This window comes from Micromonospora luteifusca, assembly GCF_016907275.1.
GTDB classification, from domain to species: domain Bacteria; phylum Actinomycetota; class Actinomycetes; order Mycobacteriales; family Micromonosporaceae; genus Micromonospora; species Micromonospora luteifusca.
This window is the reverse complement of sequence record NZ_JAFBBP010000001.1, coordinates 1,885,169-1,900,906: the sequence shown is the minus strand read 5'-3', so window position 1 is coordinate 1,900,906 and position 15,738 is coordinate 1,885,169. Positions and strand designations below refer to the sequence as shown.

The 15,738-nt window shown below is 70.2% G+C and carries 15 protein-coding genes; 6 read left to right on the top strand and 9 right to left on the bottom strand.

All coding sequences use genetic code 11. From position 1 onward, the window contains the following. Positions 1-76: 76 nt before the first annotated feature. From otsB to JOD64_RS08175, 3 genes are all read right to left on the bottom strand, one after another. Positions 77-2,638 carry a trehalose-phosphatase gene (gene otsB / locus JOD64_RS08185; RefSeq protein ID WP_204945964.1) on the bottom strand — a complete coding sequence of 854 codons (2,562 nt, stop codon included), beginning with the start codon at positions 2,636-2,638 and terminating at the stop codon, positions 77-79. Positions 2,639-2,679: 41 nt separating this feature from the next. Continuing rightward, positions 2,680-4,080 carry an alpha,alpha-trehalose-phosphate synthase (UDP-forming) gene (locus tag JOD64_RS08180; protein WP_110567725.1) on the bottom strand — a complete coding sequence of 467 codons (1,401 nt, stop codon included), beginning with the start codon at positions 4,078-4,080 and terminating at the stop codon, positions 2,680-2,682. A 141-nt stretch (positions 4,081-4,221) separates the two neighbouring features. Next, positions 4,222-4,884 (bottom strand): hypothetical protein, encoded by a 663-nt coding sequence (locus tag JOD64_RS08175; RefSeq protein ID WP_204941681.1) that lies wholly within the window; start codon positions 4,882-4,884, stop codon positions 4,222-4,224. Positions 4,885-5,094: 210 nt separating this feature from the next. Here JOD64_RS08175 and ettA point away from each other — a divergent pair, with 210 nt between their 5' ends. The 4 genes from ettA (at position 5,095) to JOD64_RS08155 (ending at position 8,686) form a co-directional block, all read left to right on the top strand. Then, positions 5,095-6,771 (top strand): energy-dependent translational throttle protein EttA, encoded by a 1,677-nt coding sequence (ettA, locus tag JOD64_RS08170; protein ID WP_204945963.1) that lies wholly within the window; start codon positions 5,095-5,097, stop codon positions 6,769-6,771. Positions 6,772-6,783: 12 nt separating this feature from the next. Continuing rightward, positions 6,784-7,230, top strand: coding sequence for an acyl-CoA thioesterase (locus tag JOD64_RS08165; protein WP_204941680.1), 447 nt, complete (start codon positions 6,784-6,786; stop codon positions 7,228-7,230). Continuing rightward, positions 7,227-7,970, top strand: a complete 744-nt coding sequence (locus tag JOD64_RS08160) for a DUF8185 domain-containing protein (protein WP_204941679.1) — start codon at positions 7,227-7,229, stop codon at positions 7,968-7,970. Before JOD64_RS08165 ends, JOD64_RS08160 begins: the two co-directional genes overlap by 4 nt. Before the next feature lie 131 nt (positions 7,971-8,101). Further along, complete coding sequence (locus JOD64_RS08155) at positions 8,102-8,686, top strand: type III secretion system chaperone family protein (protein WP_204941678.1); 585 nt, start codon at positions 8,102-8,104, stop codon at positions 8,684-8,686. 22 nt (positions 8,687-8,708) lie between these two features. On the opposite strand, the gene JOD64_RS08150 is transcribed toward JOD64_RS08155, so the two are convergent. The 4 genes from JOD64_RS08150 to JOD64_RS33450 all read right to left on the bottom strand — a co-directional run bounded on the left by JOD64_RS08150 (position 8,709) and on the right by JOD64_RS33450 (position 12,234). Continuing rightward, on the bottom strand, positions 8,709-9,137 hold the full coding sequence (locus JOD64_RS08150; RefSeq protein WP_204941677.1) for a globin: 429 nt from the start codon (positions 9,135-9,137) through the stop codon (positions 8,709-8,711). 143 nt (positions 9,138-9,280) lie between these two features. Continuing rightward, the gene (locus tag JOD64_RS08145; protein ID WP_204941676.1) at positions 9,281-10,663 is read right to left on the bottom strand and encodes an MFS transporter; all 1,383 of its coding nucleotides are present in this window, start codon (positions 10,661-10,663) and stop codon (positions 9,281-9,283) included. A 234-nt stretch (positions 10,664-10,897) separates the two neighbouring features. Next, complete coding sequence (locus tag JOD64_RS08140; protein ID WP_204945962.1) at positions 10,898-11,956, bottom strand: mechanosensitive ion channel family protein; 1,059 nt, start codon at positions 11,954-11,956, stop codon at positions 10,898-10,900. A 146-nt stretch (positions 11,957-12,102) separates the two neighbouring features. After that, the gene (locus JOD64_RS33450) at positions 12,103-12,234 is read right to left on the bottom strand and encodes a hypothetical protein (protein WP_275581418.1); all 132 of its coding nucleotides are present in this window, start codon (positions 12,232-12,234) and stop codon (positions 12,103-12,105) included. Here JOD64_RS33450 and JOD64_RS08135 point away from each other — a divergent pair. Then, positions 12,224-12,760, top strand: coding sequence for an HNH endonuclease (locus JOD64_RS08135; RefSeq protein ID WP_204941675.1), 537 nt, complete (start codon positions 12,224-12,226; stop codon positions 12,758-12,760). The genes JOD64_RS33450 and JOD64_RS08135 overlap by 11 nt on opposite strands. An 80-nt stretch (positions 12,761-12,840) precedes the next feature. On the opposite strand, the gene JOD64_RS08130 is transcribed toward JOD64_RS08135, so the two are convergent. Next, positions 12,841-14,427, bottom strand: a complete 1,587-nt coding sequence (locus tag JOD64_RS08130) for a DUF6194 family protein (protein WP_204941674.1) — start codon at positions 14,425-14,427, stop codon at positions 12,841-12,843. Between the two features lie 316 nt (positions 14,428-14,743). Here JOD64_RS08130 and JOD64_RS33445 point away from each other — a divergent pair, with 316 nt between their 5' ends. Next, positions 14,744-14,866, top strand: a complete 123-nt coding sequence (locus tag JOD64_RS33445) for a hypothetical protein (protein ID WP_275581417.1) — start codon at positions 14,744-14,746, stop codon at positions 14,864-14,866. Here JOD64_RS33445 and JOD64_RS08125 read toward each other — a convergent pair. Continuing rightward, positions 14,863-15,729 (bottom strand): class F sortase, encoded by an 867-nt coding sequence (locus JOD64_RS08125; protein ID WP_504740331.1) that lies wholly within the window; start codon positions 15,727-15,729, stop codon positions 14,863-14,865. The genes JOD64_RS33445 and JOD64_RS08125 overlap by 4 nt on opposite strands. Positions 15,730-15,738: the final 9 nt, after the last annotated feature.

Sequence of the window (15,738 nt, the reverse complement as noted above, 5' to 3'; positions counted from 1 at the left end):
CATCGCCGAGGTGGTGTCGATCAAAGATGGGGCCGGAGCGCAAGCGCTCCGGCCCCATCGTCGTACGAGCTGTCGACTACTGCTTGAGCATGTTGTCCAGCAGCAGGGCGCAGCGGATCAGACCGAGGTGGCTGTACGCCTGCGGGTGGTTACCCAGGCCGCGCTCGGCGAGCGGGTCGTACTGCTCGGGGAGCAGCCCGGTCGGGCCGGCGGTGAGCACCATCTGCGCGAACAGCTCCTCGGCGTCGGTGCGGCGACCGGTGCGCAGGTACGCCTCGATCAGCCACGCCGTGCAGATGTGGAAACCGCCCTCGCGCCCGGGCAGGCCGTCGTCCCAGTGGTAGCGGTAGACGACCGGGCCGCTGCGCAGGTCCGCCTCGATCCGCAGGACGGTGGACAGGAAGCGCGGGTCGTCACCCGGGAGCAGGCCGGAGAGCCCGATCCAGAGCGACGAGGCGTCCATGTCCTCGTCCCCGTACGCGACGCTGTACGCCTCGACGTCGGAGTGCCAGCCGTGCTCCAGCACGTTGGCGCCGATCCGGTCGCGCAGGTCCTTCCACTCGGGCCGGTCCTCGCCACCGTGCTCGCGCATCACGTGCAGCGCCCGGTCGACGGTCATCCAGCACATCACCTTGGAGAAGACGTGGTGCCGAGGTGGCAGCCGGGCCTCCCAGATGCCGTGGTCCGGCTCGTGCCAACGCCGGCGGACCGCCTCGACCATGTTCTCCAGGACCCGCCACTCGTCGTCGCGGACCGAACCGCGCGCGTCGGCGACGGCCGCGATCAGGTCGGCGATGGGGCCGAAGACGTCCAGCTGCAGCTGGTGGTTGGCGAGGTTGCCGACCCGGACGGGTCGGGAGCCCGCGTACCCGGGCAGCGTGTCGATGACCGCTTCGGCACCCAGCTCGTAGCCGTCGATGGTGTAGAGCGGGTGCAGTCGCTCCGGGTGGCCGCCGGTGCGCTCGATGCAACCATCCACCCAGCGCAGCAGCGCCTCGGCTTCCTCGACGGAGCCCAGGTCGACAAGCGCACGCGCGGTCAGCGCGGCGTCGCGCAGCCAGCAGTAGCGGTAGTCCCAGTTGCGGACGCCGCCCAACTCCTCGGGGAGTGAGGTGGTCGCCGCGGCCAGGATCGAGCCGGTGGCCTCGTGGCAGAGCCCGCGCAGGGTGAGTGCACTGCGGGCCACCAGGTCCCGGGCGGTGGACGGCAGCTTCAGCGAGGCCACCCAGTCCTTCCACGGCTGCTCGGCGGCGGCCTGCCGCTCGTGGATCGGCACCCGGTGGTGCTCCAGGCTGTGGGTGGCGAAGCGCAGCTCCAGCACGACCTGCCCGCCGGCGGCGGAGAGGTCGACGACCGCCTTGGCGGTTTCGTACCCGCCGTCGTTGACGACCTCCCACTGCACGCCGGGGGCGTAGAGCGCGACCGGCTCGTTGGAGCCGAGCACCAGCAGGCCGTCGCCGAGCGGCTGCAACTGCACGGCGACCTGACCGAACTCGGGCCTCGGCGCGAACTCCACCCGGGCCTTGCCACTGCCGGTGAGCACCCGGACGAGGGTCGAGTCGCCGGTGACGATCGCGGGGCCGTCCGGGGTTGTCTCCCGGGCTGGTTTGTCCAACCAGTCGGTGACGGTGAGCCCGGACCAGCGGGTCTCCACGGTCATCGTGCCGGAGCGGTAGCGCTGACCCAGCGGGATGCCGCCGCGTTCCGGGGCGACACTGAAGTGACCGGCCGGGCTGCCACCGACCAGGTCGGCGAAGATCGCCGCCGAGTCCGGTTTGGGGTGGCAGAGCCAGCTCACCTTGGCCTCTGGGGTGAGCAGAGCGACCGTACGACCGTTGGCGAGCATGGAGTGCCGCTCGATCGGCACCGCCCGCTCGCCGAACAGCCAGTGCCGACGGGTCTCCAGCAGCAGCGCCAGTGCGCGCGCCGCCTCCAGGGGGTCGGCCACCCGGTAACCGGCCTGGGTGTCCCCGGGGCCGATCTTGATGCCGAGGTCGGGGCCGTGCAGGTGGCCGAACGCGTTCTCGTCGGTGATGTCGTCGCCGATGAAGAGCACCGCGCTGGAGGCGAGCTGGGTCCGCAGTTGGTCGAGCGCGGTGCCCTTGTGGGTGGCCACGACGGAAAGCTCGATGACCTCCTTACCCTGGGTCACCGTGACGCCGTCGAAGGTGGCCGGGCCGTTGCGGACCGCTTCGATGGCTGAGGCGGCGACCTGCGGGTCGACCCCGCGGGTGTGCATCGCGACGCTGGCCGGCTTGCGCTCCAGCCGGATGCCCGGGTGCTGGGCGGCGATCTCGCGCAGCGCGTCCCGGACCCGGGTGCGGACCGCGACCAGCTCGGGGGAGAGCCGCTCGACGAAGCCGATGTCGAACTCGGAGCCGTGGCTGCCGACGAGATGCACCTCGCTGGGCAGCCGGGAGAGTGCGGCCAGGTCGCGCAGCGCCCGGCCGGAGACGACCGCCACGGTGGTCTGCGGCAGCGCGGCGAGGGCGCGGACCGCGGCCACCGACTCGGGCAGCGGGATGGCCGTGCTCGGGTCCTCCACGATCGGCGCCAAGGTGCCGTCATAGTCGCAGGCGATCAGGAGCTGGGGGACCCGGGCGATCCGGCCGATGGCGGAACGCAGCTCAGGGTCCATGACCCCGGTGGCGATTGCCGCTCCATCGTTGACGGTCGTGTTCACTCGGCCTCCGCCTCGGAAACTCCAAGCTCCGAGAGGAAAGACTTGGCCCAGTGGCCCACGTCGTGGGTACGCAGGTGACGTTGCATTGTCCGCATCCGGCGGCGTGCCTCGGTTTTCTCCACGTGCACTGCCCGGAGTAGGGCGTCCTTGACCGCGTCCGGGTCGTGCGGGTTACACAAAAAGGCCTGACGAAGCTCGGTGGCGGCGCCGGCGAACTCACTGAGCACGAGTGCGCCGCCCTGGTCGGCACGTGATGCTACGTATTCCTTCGCCACCAGGTTCATTCCGTCTCGCAACGGGGTCACCATCATCACGTCGGCAGCAACGTACATCGCGGCCAGCTCACTGCGACTGTACGACTGATGCAGGTAATGCACCGCCGGCACGCCGACCCTGCCGAACTCGCCGTTGATCCGGCCGACCTCGCGTTCGACCTTGACCCGAAGCGCCTGGTAATGCTCCACGCGCTCTCGGCTGGGTGTGGCCACCTGCACCATGACCGCGTCGGGGACTGTCAACTTTCCGTCAGCCAGCAGCTCGCGGAAGGCCTTCAGCCGCAACTCGATGCCCTTGGTGTAATCCAGCCGGTCCACGCCCAGGATTATCGTCTTCGGGTCGCCCAGTTCGGCGCGGATCTGCTTGGCCCGGGCCTGGATCGCCGGGTCGGCGGCCATCCGCTCCATCTCCTGGGTGTCGATCGAGATGGGGAAGGCGCCCGCCTTCACCTGCCGACCGTCGACCTGGATCATCTGCCCCTCGTAGCGCAGCCCGAGCAGGTGCCGGGCCAGCCGGACGAAATTCTGGGCGGCCAGCCGCTGCTGGAAACCGACCAGGTCGGCACCGAGGAGACCGCGCAGGATCTCGGTGCGGAAGGGCATCTGCATGAACAGCTCGATCGGCGGGAACGGGATGTGCAGGAAGAACCCGATCCGGAGGTCCGGGCGCAGCTCACGAAGCATCGCCGGGACCAACTGCAGCTGGTAGTCCTGCACCCAGACCGTCGCGCCCTCGGCCGCGACGTCGGCTGCGGCCTCCGCGAACCGCGCGTTGACCAGGCGGTACGCCTCCCGCCAGCGACGCTTGTAGGCCGGCGTCTCCACCGCGTCGTGGTAGAGCGGCCAGATCGTCGCGTTGGACTGGCCCTCGTAGTAGCGCTCCAACTCCTCGGCGCTGAGCGGGACCGGGTGCAGGCGGATCCCCTCGAGGTCGAACGGCTCGGGGGCGGCACCGGTGCCACCGGCCCAGCCGACCCAGGTGCCCTGGTGTTCGGCGAGTACGGGATGCAGCGCGGTGACCAGCCCGCCGGGGCTGCGTCGCCACTGCCGTCCCTCGGGTGTGCTCACCTCGTCGACCGGCAGACGATTCGCCACTACGACAAAGGAGCTACGGACGGTCACGATCGGCCACCTCCGGGTACTGACGGGTCCACCGCGCTGAGCGTACTGAGCGTAGCTGCGGCCTCTGGGCCCCCGTGCCGGAGTCTCCTACCCGCCTCGGATGCGCCGAATCCTAAAGGTGATCTTGTCGACAGTCCGTGCTCACAGGTCGATGATCGGCCATTCCTTGGGCAGCACCTCGCCGAGCAGCTCCCGCCGATCCGTCATGATCGGCGTGATCGCCCGCGCCGCCTCCATCGCAGCCTGCGCGAGATCCATGGTCGGCACACTCCGCAACCACAGGCCCAGCGCGGCCGAGCAGTCTGCGGTCAGGGCCCTGACCTGCGTCGGACGTAGACCGGCGAGGAGGCCCAGCGGCCACCACCCCTCCTGAGGGGTTTGCCGATAGGCGCTGGCCAGGCAGCCCGCCGGGATGACCACCGTCAGGTGGCGATCAGAGGCCACCGAGATTCTGGCGGCGACATCCTCATCGCCGCGGGCAAAGGCCAGCAGCGCCGGCGTATCCAGCACGAATGCTGACCCGTCGGGAGTCGACGCCGGTTTATCCGACAATCCCGCCCTGGTTCCTGCGACGAGAGCACCCAGCTCCGGTGTGGTCAGCTCCAGTGCCGTGTCCAAGACCCGCCCGGCCTGCTCCAGGCGAGCTGGAGAGAGCGCGAAACCCGCCTGCCGGAGTGTGTGCAGGGTGGGCTCGTCGGCCACGTATTTTCGTACGCACTCCGTCACAAAGGCCGAAACATCCGTTTCCTCGGACAGTCGGTCGGCCAGCTCGTCCGGCAGCTCGATGACGAACTCGGTGGACATCGAGTCACGATAAAAAGCGGACTGCCGCGCGGCAAGGAGGCTCGCCCGCGTACTCCTGGGGCGGGGTGATGTGGGCGAACCGCGTCGTACCTGTCAGGATTGACGATGGCGTGCGCGCGGCCGGTCACCGGCCGGCGGCGGCGGGCGGTCCTCGCAGCCCGCGCCCGCGCCGCCGATCAGCGACAGCAACCGACGGAGGTAGCCCGCACCGTGGCCCAGTACATCTACGTCCTGGAAAAGGCCCGCAAGGCGCACGGCGACAAGGTCGTGCTCGACAACGTGACGTTGAGCTTCCTGCCGGGAGCCAAGATCGGTGTGCTCGGTCCGAATGGCGCCGGCAAGTCCAGCCTCCTCAAGATCATGGCAGGGCTGGACAAGCCGAGCAACGGCGAGGCCCGGCTCATGCCCGGTTACACCGTCGGCATGCTCGCCCAGGAGCCCCCGCTCAACGACGCCAAGACCGTGCTCGGCAACGTCGAGGAGGCGGTCGCCGAGACCAAGGCCAAGCTGGAGCGGTTCAACAAGATCGCCGAGCAAATGGCGACCGACTACTCCGACGAGTTGATGGAGGAGATGGGCAAGCTCCAGGAGGAGCTGGACCACCTCGACGCCTGGGACATCGACTCCAAGCTCGAACTGGCCATGGACGCGCTGCGCTGCCCGCCGCCGGACGCCGACGTGACCCAGCTCTCCGGTGGTGAGCGCCGCCGGGTCGCGCTCTGCAAGCTGCTGTTGGAGGCGCCCGACCTGCTGCTGCTCGACGAGCCCACCAACCACCTGGACGCGGAGAGCGTCTCCTGGCTGGAGCAGCACCTGGCCAAGTACGCCGGCACCGTCATGGCGATCACCCACGACCGGTACTTCCTCGACAACGTGGCCGGCTGGATCCTGGAGCTGGACCGCGGCCGGGCCATCGGCTACGAGGGCAACTACTCCACCTACCTGGAGAAGAAGGCCGCCCGGCTGGCCGTCGAGGGTCGCCGCGACGCCAAGATGAAGAAGCGCCTCACCGAGGAGCTGGAGTGGGTTCGCTCCAACGCCAAGGCCCGGCAGACCAAGTCCAAGGCCCGCCTGGACCGGTACGACGAGATGGCCAGCGAGGCGGAGAAGACCCGCAAACTGGACTTCGAAGAGATCCAGATCCCGCCGGGCCCGCGCCTGGGCAGCACGGTGATCGAGGCGAACAGCCTCAGCAAGGGCTTCGGCGACCGGCTGCTGATCGACAACCTGTCGTTCTCGCTGCCGCGCAACGGCATCGTCGGCATCATCGGCCCCAACGGCGTGGGAAAGACCACGCTGTTCAAGACCATCGTCGGGCTCGAGGAGCCGACCAAGGGCGAGGTCCGCGTCGGCCCCACCGTCAACCTGTCGTACGTCGACCAGAACCGGCAGGGCCTCGACGGCGACAAGACCGTCTGGGAGGTCGTCTCCGACGGCCTGGACTACCTGATGGTCGGCAAGGTCGAGATGCCGTCGCGGGCGTACATCGCCGCGTTCGGCTTCAAGGGACCGGACCAGCAGAAGCCGACCAAGGTGCTCTCCGGCGGTGAGCGCAACCGGCTCAACCTGGCGCTGACCCTGAAGATCGGCGGCAACGTCATCCTGCTGGACGAGCCGACGAACGACCTGGACGTGGAGACGCTCTCCAGCCTGGAGAACGCGCTGCTGGAGTTCCCCGGTTGCGCCGTGGTCATCTCGCACGACCGGATGTTCCTGGACCGCGTCGCCACGCACATCCTGGCCTGGGAGGGCGACGATCAGGACCCGTCCAAGTGGTTCTGGTTCGAGGGCAACTTCGAGGCGTACGAGAAGAACAAGATCGACCGCCTCGGCGCGGAGGCCGCCCGGCCACACCGGGTGACCTACCGCAAGCTGACCCGCGACTGACCGGCCGAGAAGGTGTCTGACCGGTTCGTCTACCACTGCACGCTGCGCTGGTCCGACCTGGACGCGTACGGCCACATCAACAACTCGCGCTTCCTCACCCTGTACGAGGAGGCGCGGGTGGCGTTGATGTTCGCCGGCGGCCGGGCCTGGGGGGTCGGCTCGTTCGCCGACGGGGTGGTGATCCGCCGGCACGAGGTCGACTACCTGCGCCCGGTCGACTACGCGCTGGGCCGGGCCACCGCGGAGGCGGCGCCCACCGTTCGGATCGAGCTGTGGGTGGAGGAGATCCGGGCCTCCCGGTTCACCGTCGCCTACGAGTTGTACGACGGCGAGGTGCTGGCCAGCCGAGCCCGCTCGGTGCTGGTGCCGTTCGACCTGACCCGTCAGGTGCCCCGCCGGATCACTCCGGAGGAACGGGACTTCCTGCTCACGTACGCACCGCAGGGCGGCGTGGCATGACCCGGCCGGGCGCGGCCGGGCCTGGGCAGGCGGCGGCGTCGACTCCGACGCACGGCGTCGCCGGGGTGGCGGACGCGGGCGCCTTCCTGGCCCGGCTGGTCCGGCTGGACCCGATCGCACCGGTCCGGCTGCGGCCCGCCGGTGGGCCGGGCCGGATCACCCTCTGGGCCCGGCTGCCGTGGCAGGTCCTGGTGGGCCGCACGGTGGCCGGTGGGCCGGCCGACGGCATCGCCGAGGACGTCACGGTGACCGCCGCGGAGCTGCTGGCCGAACTGGAGCGCGGTGGCGCGACCCTGCCGCCACGCCGGGACGCGCAGTGGCGATGGCCGCTGCCGCCGGTGCGGAGCCGGCAGGTGGAGGCACTGCCCGTCGCCGAGCTGCGGCGGATCGCGGACGCGGCGGCGGGCACCCTGCGTACGGCGAGCGAGCAGGGTGTGGCCGGCCGTGCGGTGGGCCAGCGGGTGCTGCGTGACGCCCTGCTCGACCACGTGGCGGTGCTGGTCACGCCGGACGGATCGGCCGCCGCGCCGGTCGAGGTGTCGCAGCGGCTGGTGCAGGGGGTGGTCCGGATGGGCTTCCTCGGCGCCGCCGATGGCCCGACCGCCGGCAACGAGGAGGCCGCCGTTCAGGTGCGGGTGGCCGGTCGTTGGGTTGGCCTGGTGGGACCATACGGAGCCGCATGGTTGCAGAAGGCCACGGATCTTGCCGTGACACCCCTCATTACTCGTCCGAACGGATGACCCCAGCTCATTCTTCTGGGCAGGGGCGGTCGTTGGGGGGGTGCTTCAGCTCGGCTGTCCGGGTACCGTCCATCCTCGGATCCAACGCACCGTAGGCGACTGGATCCGCTGGGGAGTGAGGTGCGCGAGCGATGCCGTGGTGGTCATGGCGCCCCGGTCCCGCCGACGGCGGCGATCCGGAAACCCGAAGCGGGATCACAGTGGAGAGCGCGGTCCGGGTCGGACCGCCCAGCCCTCGAAAGCCGGGGGACGACTGCCCGGCCAACGAACGGCCCGTGCTGACCGAGATGCTCGCCACCGTCGAGCCGGTGAGTCTGCGCCGGGTCTGCGACGCACTCGATCTACTCGACGTGCGCTACCTGGCCGACGGCGACGGCAACCTGCTGGCCATGTGGGAGCGGCACGCGGTGCTGGTCACCCTCGAAGGGCCGGAGGACGAGATCCTGGTCATGCGGGCACGTCCGCACGCCACGGTCCCGCCGGACTGGGCTGACCGGGCCTACCGGGTGGTCAACGAGTGGAACCACACCCGCCGGTTCTGCAAGGCGTACATCGGTGACCCGACCGAGCGCGGGCAGTTGCCGATCTACGCCGAGCTCCAGGTGCCGCTCGGCGCCGGCACTCACGACGCGCTGTTGGTCGAGATGCTCGACTGCGGCGCGGCGGTGGCCACCAGCTTCGTGGACTGGCTGCACGACGAGGGCGCGCTGCTCTGACGCAACCCCTCGAACGGGTGGGTCAGGCGCCGTCGGCCGGATCATCCTCGGCGTTGACCATGAAGTACGCGGCCCGCTCCAGGTAGTCCCAGAGCGTGCGGGCGATCCCCGGCTCCAGGTCGAGCCGGTCCACGGCGCGGCGCATGTTCCGCAGCCAGGCGTCCCGCTCGGCCGCGCCGATCCGGAAGGGCGCGTGCCGCATCCGCAGCCGAGGGTGGCCGCGCTGTGCGGAGTACGTGTTCGGCCCTCCCCAGTACTGCATGAGGAACAGGGTCATCCGGTCCGCCGCCGGGCCCAGGTCCTCCTCCGGGTACATGGGCCGCAGCAGAGGATCGGTGGCGACGCCGACGTAGAACTCGTCGACCAGCTTGCGGAAGGTGGGCTCGCCGCCGACCGCTTCGAAGAGGGTCGTCGATGCGCCGGGACGGTCGGATTCGCCTGCGGGGTTCACCGTTCCATCCTGCCAGGCGCGTCGCCTGTCAACCCGACCCGCTCACCGTGCGTCGGATCACGCCCGGCCGACGGGCAGGGGCTCCGCTGCCCGGCCCACCCGTGTCCGCGTGGGCGCACCGGGGCAGGTGAGCGCGTGCCGGGTCAGGTGACCGCGTGCCGGCGGTGCTCGTCGCCCGTACGCGGCTCGGGAGGGCCTGCCGCCGTGCCGGTGGCGGGATCGCCCGGGTCGGCGGGCGGTTTGGCATTGGCCGCCGACGCCGCGGCGATCGTTTCGTCCAACGTCTGCTGACTCGGCCAGCGCAGCGCGGCTACCGCCATCAGCAGCACGCCGGCCGCGCTCCACAGCCCGACCACGAAGGGGACGTTGTCGAAGTGATCGGCGATCAACCCGGTGACCAGCACCGCGAAGCCCTGGATGACCTGGACACCGGTAGCCATCACCCCGAAGGCGCGGGCCCGGAAGCCGTTGGGCAGAGCCTGGACGAAGAGCCCGTTGGCCATCGGCAACATGCCAGCGACCGCGAAACCACAGAGAGCGGCCAGCAACGCCACCGCCAGCGGTGGCGGGTTGAGCATCGCAGGCACCAGTACCAGTGGGGCGAGCACCGCGAGCGGCCGCATCAGCTTCAGTCGGCGTGCCGGCCCGAACAGGCGGCTCACCAGCAACCCGCCGAGGATGAAACCGACCGGGCTGGCCACCATGATCACTGCTTGGGCCGTGCCCGCGCTCATGGCGCCGTTGCTCTCCTCGTGGGCCCAGCCAACGGCCAACCCCTCAGGGAGGATCGAGAAGAGCATCGCGCTGAACACCAGCACCGCGATCGCCCGCAGCACCGGTGTTCCGAACACGATGGTGAAGCCCTCGCGAGTCTCCCGCAGCAGGTGGCTGCGGTGCGCCGGGTTCGCCATCGCCGGGCGATCTCGCACCCCGAGGCGGACCAGCAGCGCCGAGACGCCGAACGTGGCCGCGTTGAACAGCAGCGCGACCTTCGGGTCGATCGAGGCGACGGCGGTGCCGAGCACGTACCCGATGATCTGGGCCGCCTGCCCGACGCTGCCGTTCAGCGACAGCCCGAGCACCAGCCGGTCCCCGGCGAGCATCTGTGGCATCAACGCCGACTTCGCCGCCTGGCTCGGCGGGTTGGCCAGCGTCGAGGCGAAGATGAGCACCAGCACCGCCTGGTACGGCAGCTGCGGGATGGCGATGAGCAGCATCAGCGCCATCCGGATGAGGTCACACGCCACCATCACCCGCCGGTACGGGTACCGCTCCGCGAGTGCGGCGAGCACGGGACCGCCGAGCAGCCAGGGCAGGAAACTGACCGCGAAGGCAACCGCGGAGAGCCCAACCGACTCGGTCTTCTGATAGACGAGAAGGGTGACGGCAGCCTTCGCGACGTAGTCGCCGACCCAGGAGAGAGCACCCGCCACGAAAACGGCGCGGAACTCGTGCTGGGCGAACACCTCGCGAAAAGTGGCTGGGCCTTCCGCGGAAGGTCGCTCGTCGGGCACCGTCGCCTCCATCGGCCTCCGGGTCGGCCGCTCGTGGCAGCCCGGCCGGAAGCGCTCGTCAGATCTACGGATCAGCGAGGATGTGATCACGCATTGGCGGGAACGCGTGCCCCGGATTCTGCCCGATCGTCTGACAACTATCTAGGCCGAACGGGTCATTCGTCGCTTCCCCGACTGAACGAACGGACGATACCTGAGGGGCCGGCTGGCCCGCGACCCCTGAATTCGAGGACGGCGGCACCTGGGTCAGGTAGCGCCGCCCTGACCAGTCTCGCCGTCCGGCAACGGCCGGGTCGGCAACCCGGGATAGATGCGGGCCGCGGCGATCTGCGCGGTGATCCCCGAGTTCTCCAGAGCCTCCGCGAGCCGCCGACGCAGCTCCCGACCCACCGCGAACTGCCCGTCGGCGGTCGTCTTCACCACCGTCCGGATGACCGCGCCGTCCACTGTCACCTGCTCGACGCCCAGCACGTCCGGCGCCTCGACGATCTCCGGTGACAGTTCGGGGTCCATCGCGATCGAGGCGGCCGCGGTCCGCAGGACGGCGGTGGCCTCCTCGGTGCTGCTGAAACCGATCGGCAGGTCCACCACCACGAGAGCCCAGCCCTGGCTCTTGTTGCCCACCCGGATGATCTCGCCGTTGCGGATGTACCAGAGCACCCCGCGACCGTCGCGCACGGTGGTGACCCGGAGCCCGACCGCCTCGACCACGCCCATCGCCTCGCCCAGGTCGACGTTGTCGCCCACGCCGTACTGGTCCTCGATCAGCATGAAGAGACCGGCGATCAGGTCCTTGACCAGGCTCTGCGCGCCGAAGCCCAGCGCGACGCCGGCGATACCCGCGCTGGCCAACAGCGGCGCCAGGTCGAAGCTGAACTCCCGCAGGATCATCAGCAGTGCGATGCCGAAGACGAACGCCGTGGTCAGACTGCGCAACACGGAGCCGATCGCCTCGGCCCGCTGCCGCCGCCGCTCCGGCACGAACTCGGTCGGGTCCACCGCGGCGCTGGGCACCCGCTCGCGCAGCGGCCGCAGCATCGTCGGCACCGCACCGTCGGTGGTCGTCCGGACCAACCGGTCGATCGTGCGATGCACCGCCCAGCGGGCCACCATCGCCAGTGCCACGATCAACAGCACCCGCAGCGGCTTGAGCAGGATCCAGTAACTGCCCTCGGCGAACCAGGCCGACCTGGTCATTCTGTACAGGAATTCGCAGGAGGAACTGCCCTGGCAGTTCACCGACCCGGCGGTGGACAGGGCAAGGGGTATCACGCTGACGGCACTCACCCTGTCTTCGTACCGCAAGGAGCCCGAGCGCCCGCCGCCGACCCACCGGCCGGGTGACCTGCCGCCGAGGGCATGGCCGGAACGGGGCGAACCGGCCATCGTGACAGGTGCGGGAAAGAGCTTCATGACCGACCCCGGATTAGTGCGTGCAATCCGGGGTCCGATCAGGGACTATTGGCGCAACGGACGTCGGTGATCGGCCTGGCGTCGACCGTGCGGGCCGCCGTGCCCCGGCCCCGGTCGGCGACGGTCCGCAGCAGCCGCTGAACCGGGAGGGTGATCGCGATGCCTGACATACGACCCACGGTGGGCTCCGGCGCGTTGGTCCTCAACGCCACCTACGAGCCGCTGTGTGTCGTGTCGGTGCGTCGCGCCGCGATCCTCGTCCTCTCCGCAAAGGCGGTCTGCGTCGCCGATGGTGACGGCATTCTGCACAGCGCTCGGAACGCCCTCCCGGTGCCATCCGTGGTTCGGCTGACCCGCTTCGTCCGCGTGCCGTACCGAACACACGTCGGATTGTCCCGGCGGGCGATCTTCGCCCGGGACGGGTGGCGGTGCGCCTACTGCCGGGGCCCGGCCGAGACCATCGACCACGTCTTTCCGCGCAGCCGGGGTGGCCGGCACGCCTGGGAGAACGTGGTCGCCGCGTGCGCCCGGTGCAACCACACCAAGGGCGACAAGACCCCGGCCGAGATGGGCTGGCGGCTGCACGCGCTGCCGGCCGCGCCGAAGGGCACCGCCTGGCGGGTGCTCGGGCACCGCGCACCCGACCCCCGCTGGGCGGACTGGCTCGACCTGCGAGAGCCCGAAGTCGCCGCCTGACCGCCGCCGCCTGCGGCGTCGATCGCGCCGCAGGCGGGAGCGACGGTGGCATCGATCGCGCTGCCGCGCTGGTCGCTGGCTCAGTCCTGCTGTTCGGCGCGACGGGCTGCGCGCTCGTGACGGTCGGCTGCTCGGCCGTGAGCGATCGCGAGTAGCCGGTCGATCTCGGGCAGCAGTTGCGGACCGGGCATGACGATGCTGCCGAAGCCGTACAGCGCGTAGCCCGGGTGCGGCATGAGGGTGTCCAGCCGGGCGAAGTCGAAGGTGTGCCGGTGGTCCTCGAACGCCTTGGGCGGGAAGCCGAACAGCCTCTCGAACTCGGCACGACCCAGGTCCAGGTTGAGCCGGAAGACACCGGGACGATCAAGCTGTGCGGCCTCGTCGAAGCCGGGCACGTCGTGCTCGACGATGGTGGCGAACGGCTGGCGGCGGTCCGGGCCGACATGGAAGAACCGGTCGCCCCAGGCATCCTCGGGCGCTCCGTTCTCCTCGTTCGCCACGACCTGTTCGACGCCGGGCAGCGCGAGGATCCGATCGGCGAGCACGGCCGCGTCGACGCCGGTCGGGATGTGCAGCACCGCATCGGCGTGTTCGATGGTGGTCTGATCCAGCGGGAAGTAGCGGTAGTCGTGGGCTCTCCGTTCGGCCGGTCCTATCTCGGACGCACGGACGTACCCGGGATGGTTGGCCTTCTGTTGGAGCCTGCCTTCGTAGGTCGACGTGGCGGGTGCCCCGATGCCGAGCGCGGGACTCACGCCGAGGCTGCCGACGACCAGCGCGTACTGGTCCTTCAGCAGCGAGGCGACGATCGCGCCGGCGCCAGCCCACGCCACCTCGGTTCCGGCCATCGTCATCGTGCTCTGGTGGCGTTGGAGGTGCGTGTTGTGCGCGAAGACCAGGGTGGGCCCGCGGTGTGCCTCGGTCGCCCGGATCGCGAGCAGGTTCTCGGCCATCAGCGCGTCCCGGACCCCGGCCAGGTGGGCGAAGCGTTCCTCCTGCGTCAGTGGTGCGGCGGCAGCGGCGTGGTAGCGCAGCAACGCGACCGCGGAGGTGGCGTGTACGAACGCCGCCTGCCAGCCCTCGGGCCGTCGGGGTGCCTGAAGGTACAACTCCGTCAGGAGGTCGTCGGCGATCACCCGCAGACGTTGGGCGTCGGTCGAGCGCCCGATCGATCTGCCCGGCTCCCAGATCGCGGCCGTATCGCTCCACCGATCCTCGTCCCCGATCAGGTCGTCGATCTCCGCTGACCGGTCGAGGCCGAGGAAGTCACAAACCCGGGCGAGGTAGCGCCGTGGGCTCGGAGCGCTCTCCATCTCCAGTGGAGCGTCGAAGCCGTGGAAGGTCAGACGCTCGGCGGTTGGCCGTCCGGCATTCCACTCGAGCATCCGCAGCAGCAGGTCGCGGTTGGCCGGGGCGGCGCCGAACCCGTGGCTGAACCCTTCGGCCAGCGCACGGTCGAGCGATACGGCATCGTCACCGCGCACGAACTCGTCGGCGATCAGCCCCGCCGCCCGGTCGCTCTCCAGCGCGATCGACCGGTAGCCATGCTCGGTCAGCGACATGAAGGTCTCGTTGCGGATCTGCAGGAAGGCGGATTCACCATGCGTCGGCTCGCCGAGCGCGAGCAGGGTCGGCGATACCGCAAGCAGGTCGAGAAGGGAAGTCATTCCATCAACCGTATCGTTGAACCAGCGGTTGAGGCTTACGAGCGCTTGAGCGCGGTCACAGCCCCAAAACCCTCAAACCGTCGCGCAATCGGCAAGGTCATCCTCGTGCCATAGCCCCGCCTGCGGGCGCAGCGAAGGGCGCCCGCCATCTGCTTTGGCTGCATGTCGTGTCGATGTGCTGTTGAGCGATATACCTCAGAGGTATGAATATGACTCTGAGGTATATCGCTCAACACCGCATCCGCCCTACCGGAGGCGACCGACGGTCACCGTCGGCCGCCGGCTGCGCCCCCAGCCCGAGCCAGGGTTAGGACTCGTGGCTGCGGGGCGGGCCGTCGCTCCGACCAGCGGCGGCCCTGTCCCGCTTCCGCCGAAGCTCGGTGACGAGAATGTGGACGTGGCGGCGACGCTCGCCGAGATGCGGGACGAGGCGCGCTAACCACCTCCACGAGCCTTGACCAGTGAGGCGAAGACAACGACGTTGTCCGAGTAGCCGGTCTCGCCGCCGACCCATTGGCCGCCGCAGGTGATCAGTCGAAGGCTCGGGCGGCTGAAGTCGCCGTACACCTCATTCACCGGCAGGCGCCCCTTGTCGAACTTCTCCACCGAATTCACCTCGAAGACCGCCACGCTGTGATCGGTGCGGGTGACCTCGATCTGGTCACCGTCACGCAGCTCGCGGAGTTGATGGAAGACCGCCGGCCCGCTGGTGGTGTCGACGTGCCCGACGATCACCGCCGGGCCGTACTGGCCGGGGGTCGGTCCCTGGTCGTACCATCCGGCCTCCTGGGCGCGGGCCGCGTCCGGCACCGCGATGGTGCCGTCCGGGGCGATGCCCACATCGTGCACGGGTGCCCGCAGGTCGATCTTTTCGATGGCGAGGCTGGTTGGGGGGCTGGCCGGCAGCACGGGGAACTTCTTCGGTGGCGGTCGCAGGCCGGCGCTGAGCCGGTCCGGCAGCAGGCTCATGCCGGTCACCTGCTCGACGCCGAGCATCGCCACGATCACCACCATCAGCGCGGCGATGGCCAGCACCGGCAGCCCCGGTCCCGTACCGAAACGGGGTCGGGCCAACCTCGACCCGGCAGGGCGGCGCGGTGGCAGTGGGCGGGCGGCCGGATCGCTGGTGCTGACACTGGCCGACCCGGCCTGCCCGGCGACCCGACGCAGCCGGCCGGAGGCGCGGGCCACCAGCCGGCCGGAGGCGCGCAGCACCGGCCCGGCCCGGAAGCGGGCGCGGCCCTCCGGCCGCGCGCGCGCGGCAGTGCGGTCCGGCCGCGCACGCGCGGATCTGCGGGTCATGGGTGATCC

Bases quoted from the DNA above. Each gene is read 5' to 3' on its own strand.
- JOD64_RS08135 (WP_204941675.1), top strand. From the start codon at position 12,224: ATGCCTGACATACGACCCACGGTGGGCTCCGGCGCGTTGGTCCTCAAC.
- JOD64_RS08155 (WP_204941678.1), top strand. From the start codon at position 8,102: ATGCCGTGGTGGTCATGGCGCCCCGGTCCCGCCGACGGCGGCGATCCG.
- JOD64_RS08145 (WP_204941676.1), bottom strand. From the start codon at position 10,663: ATGGAGGCGACGGTGCCCGACGAGCGACCTTCCGCGGAAGGCCCAGCC.
- otsB (WP_204945964.1), bottom strand. From the start codon at position 2,638: ATGGACCCTGAGCTGCGTTCCGCCATCGGCCGGATCGCCCGGGTCCCC.
- JOD64_RS08175 (WP_204941681.1), bottom strand. From the start codon at position 4,884: ATGTCCACCGAGTTCGTCATCGAGCTGCCGGACGAGCTGGCCGACCGA.
- JOD64_RS08130 (WP_204941674.1), bottom strand. From the start codon at position 14,427: ATGACTTCCCTTCTCGACCTGCTTGCGGTATCGCCGACCCTGCTCGCG.
- JOD64_RS08160 (WP_204941679.1), top strand. From the start codon at position 7,227: ATGACCCGGCCGGGCGCGGCCGGGCCTGGGCAGGCGGCGGCGTCGACT.
- JOD64_RS08125 (WP_504740331.1), bottom strand. From the start codon at position 15,729: ATGACCCGCAGATCCGCGCGTGCGCGGCCGGACCGCACTGCCGCGCGC.
- JOD64_RS33450 (WP_275581418.1), bottom strand. From the start codon at position 12,234: ATGTCAGGCATCGCGATCACCCTCCCGGTTCAGCGGCTGCTGCGGACC.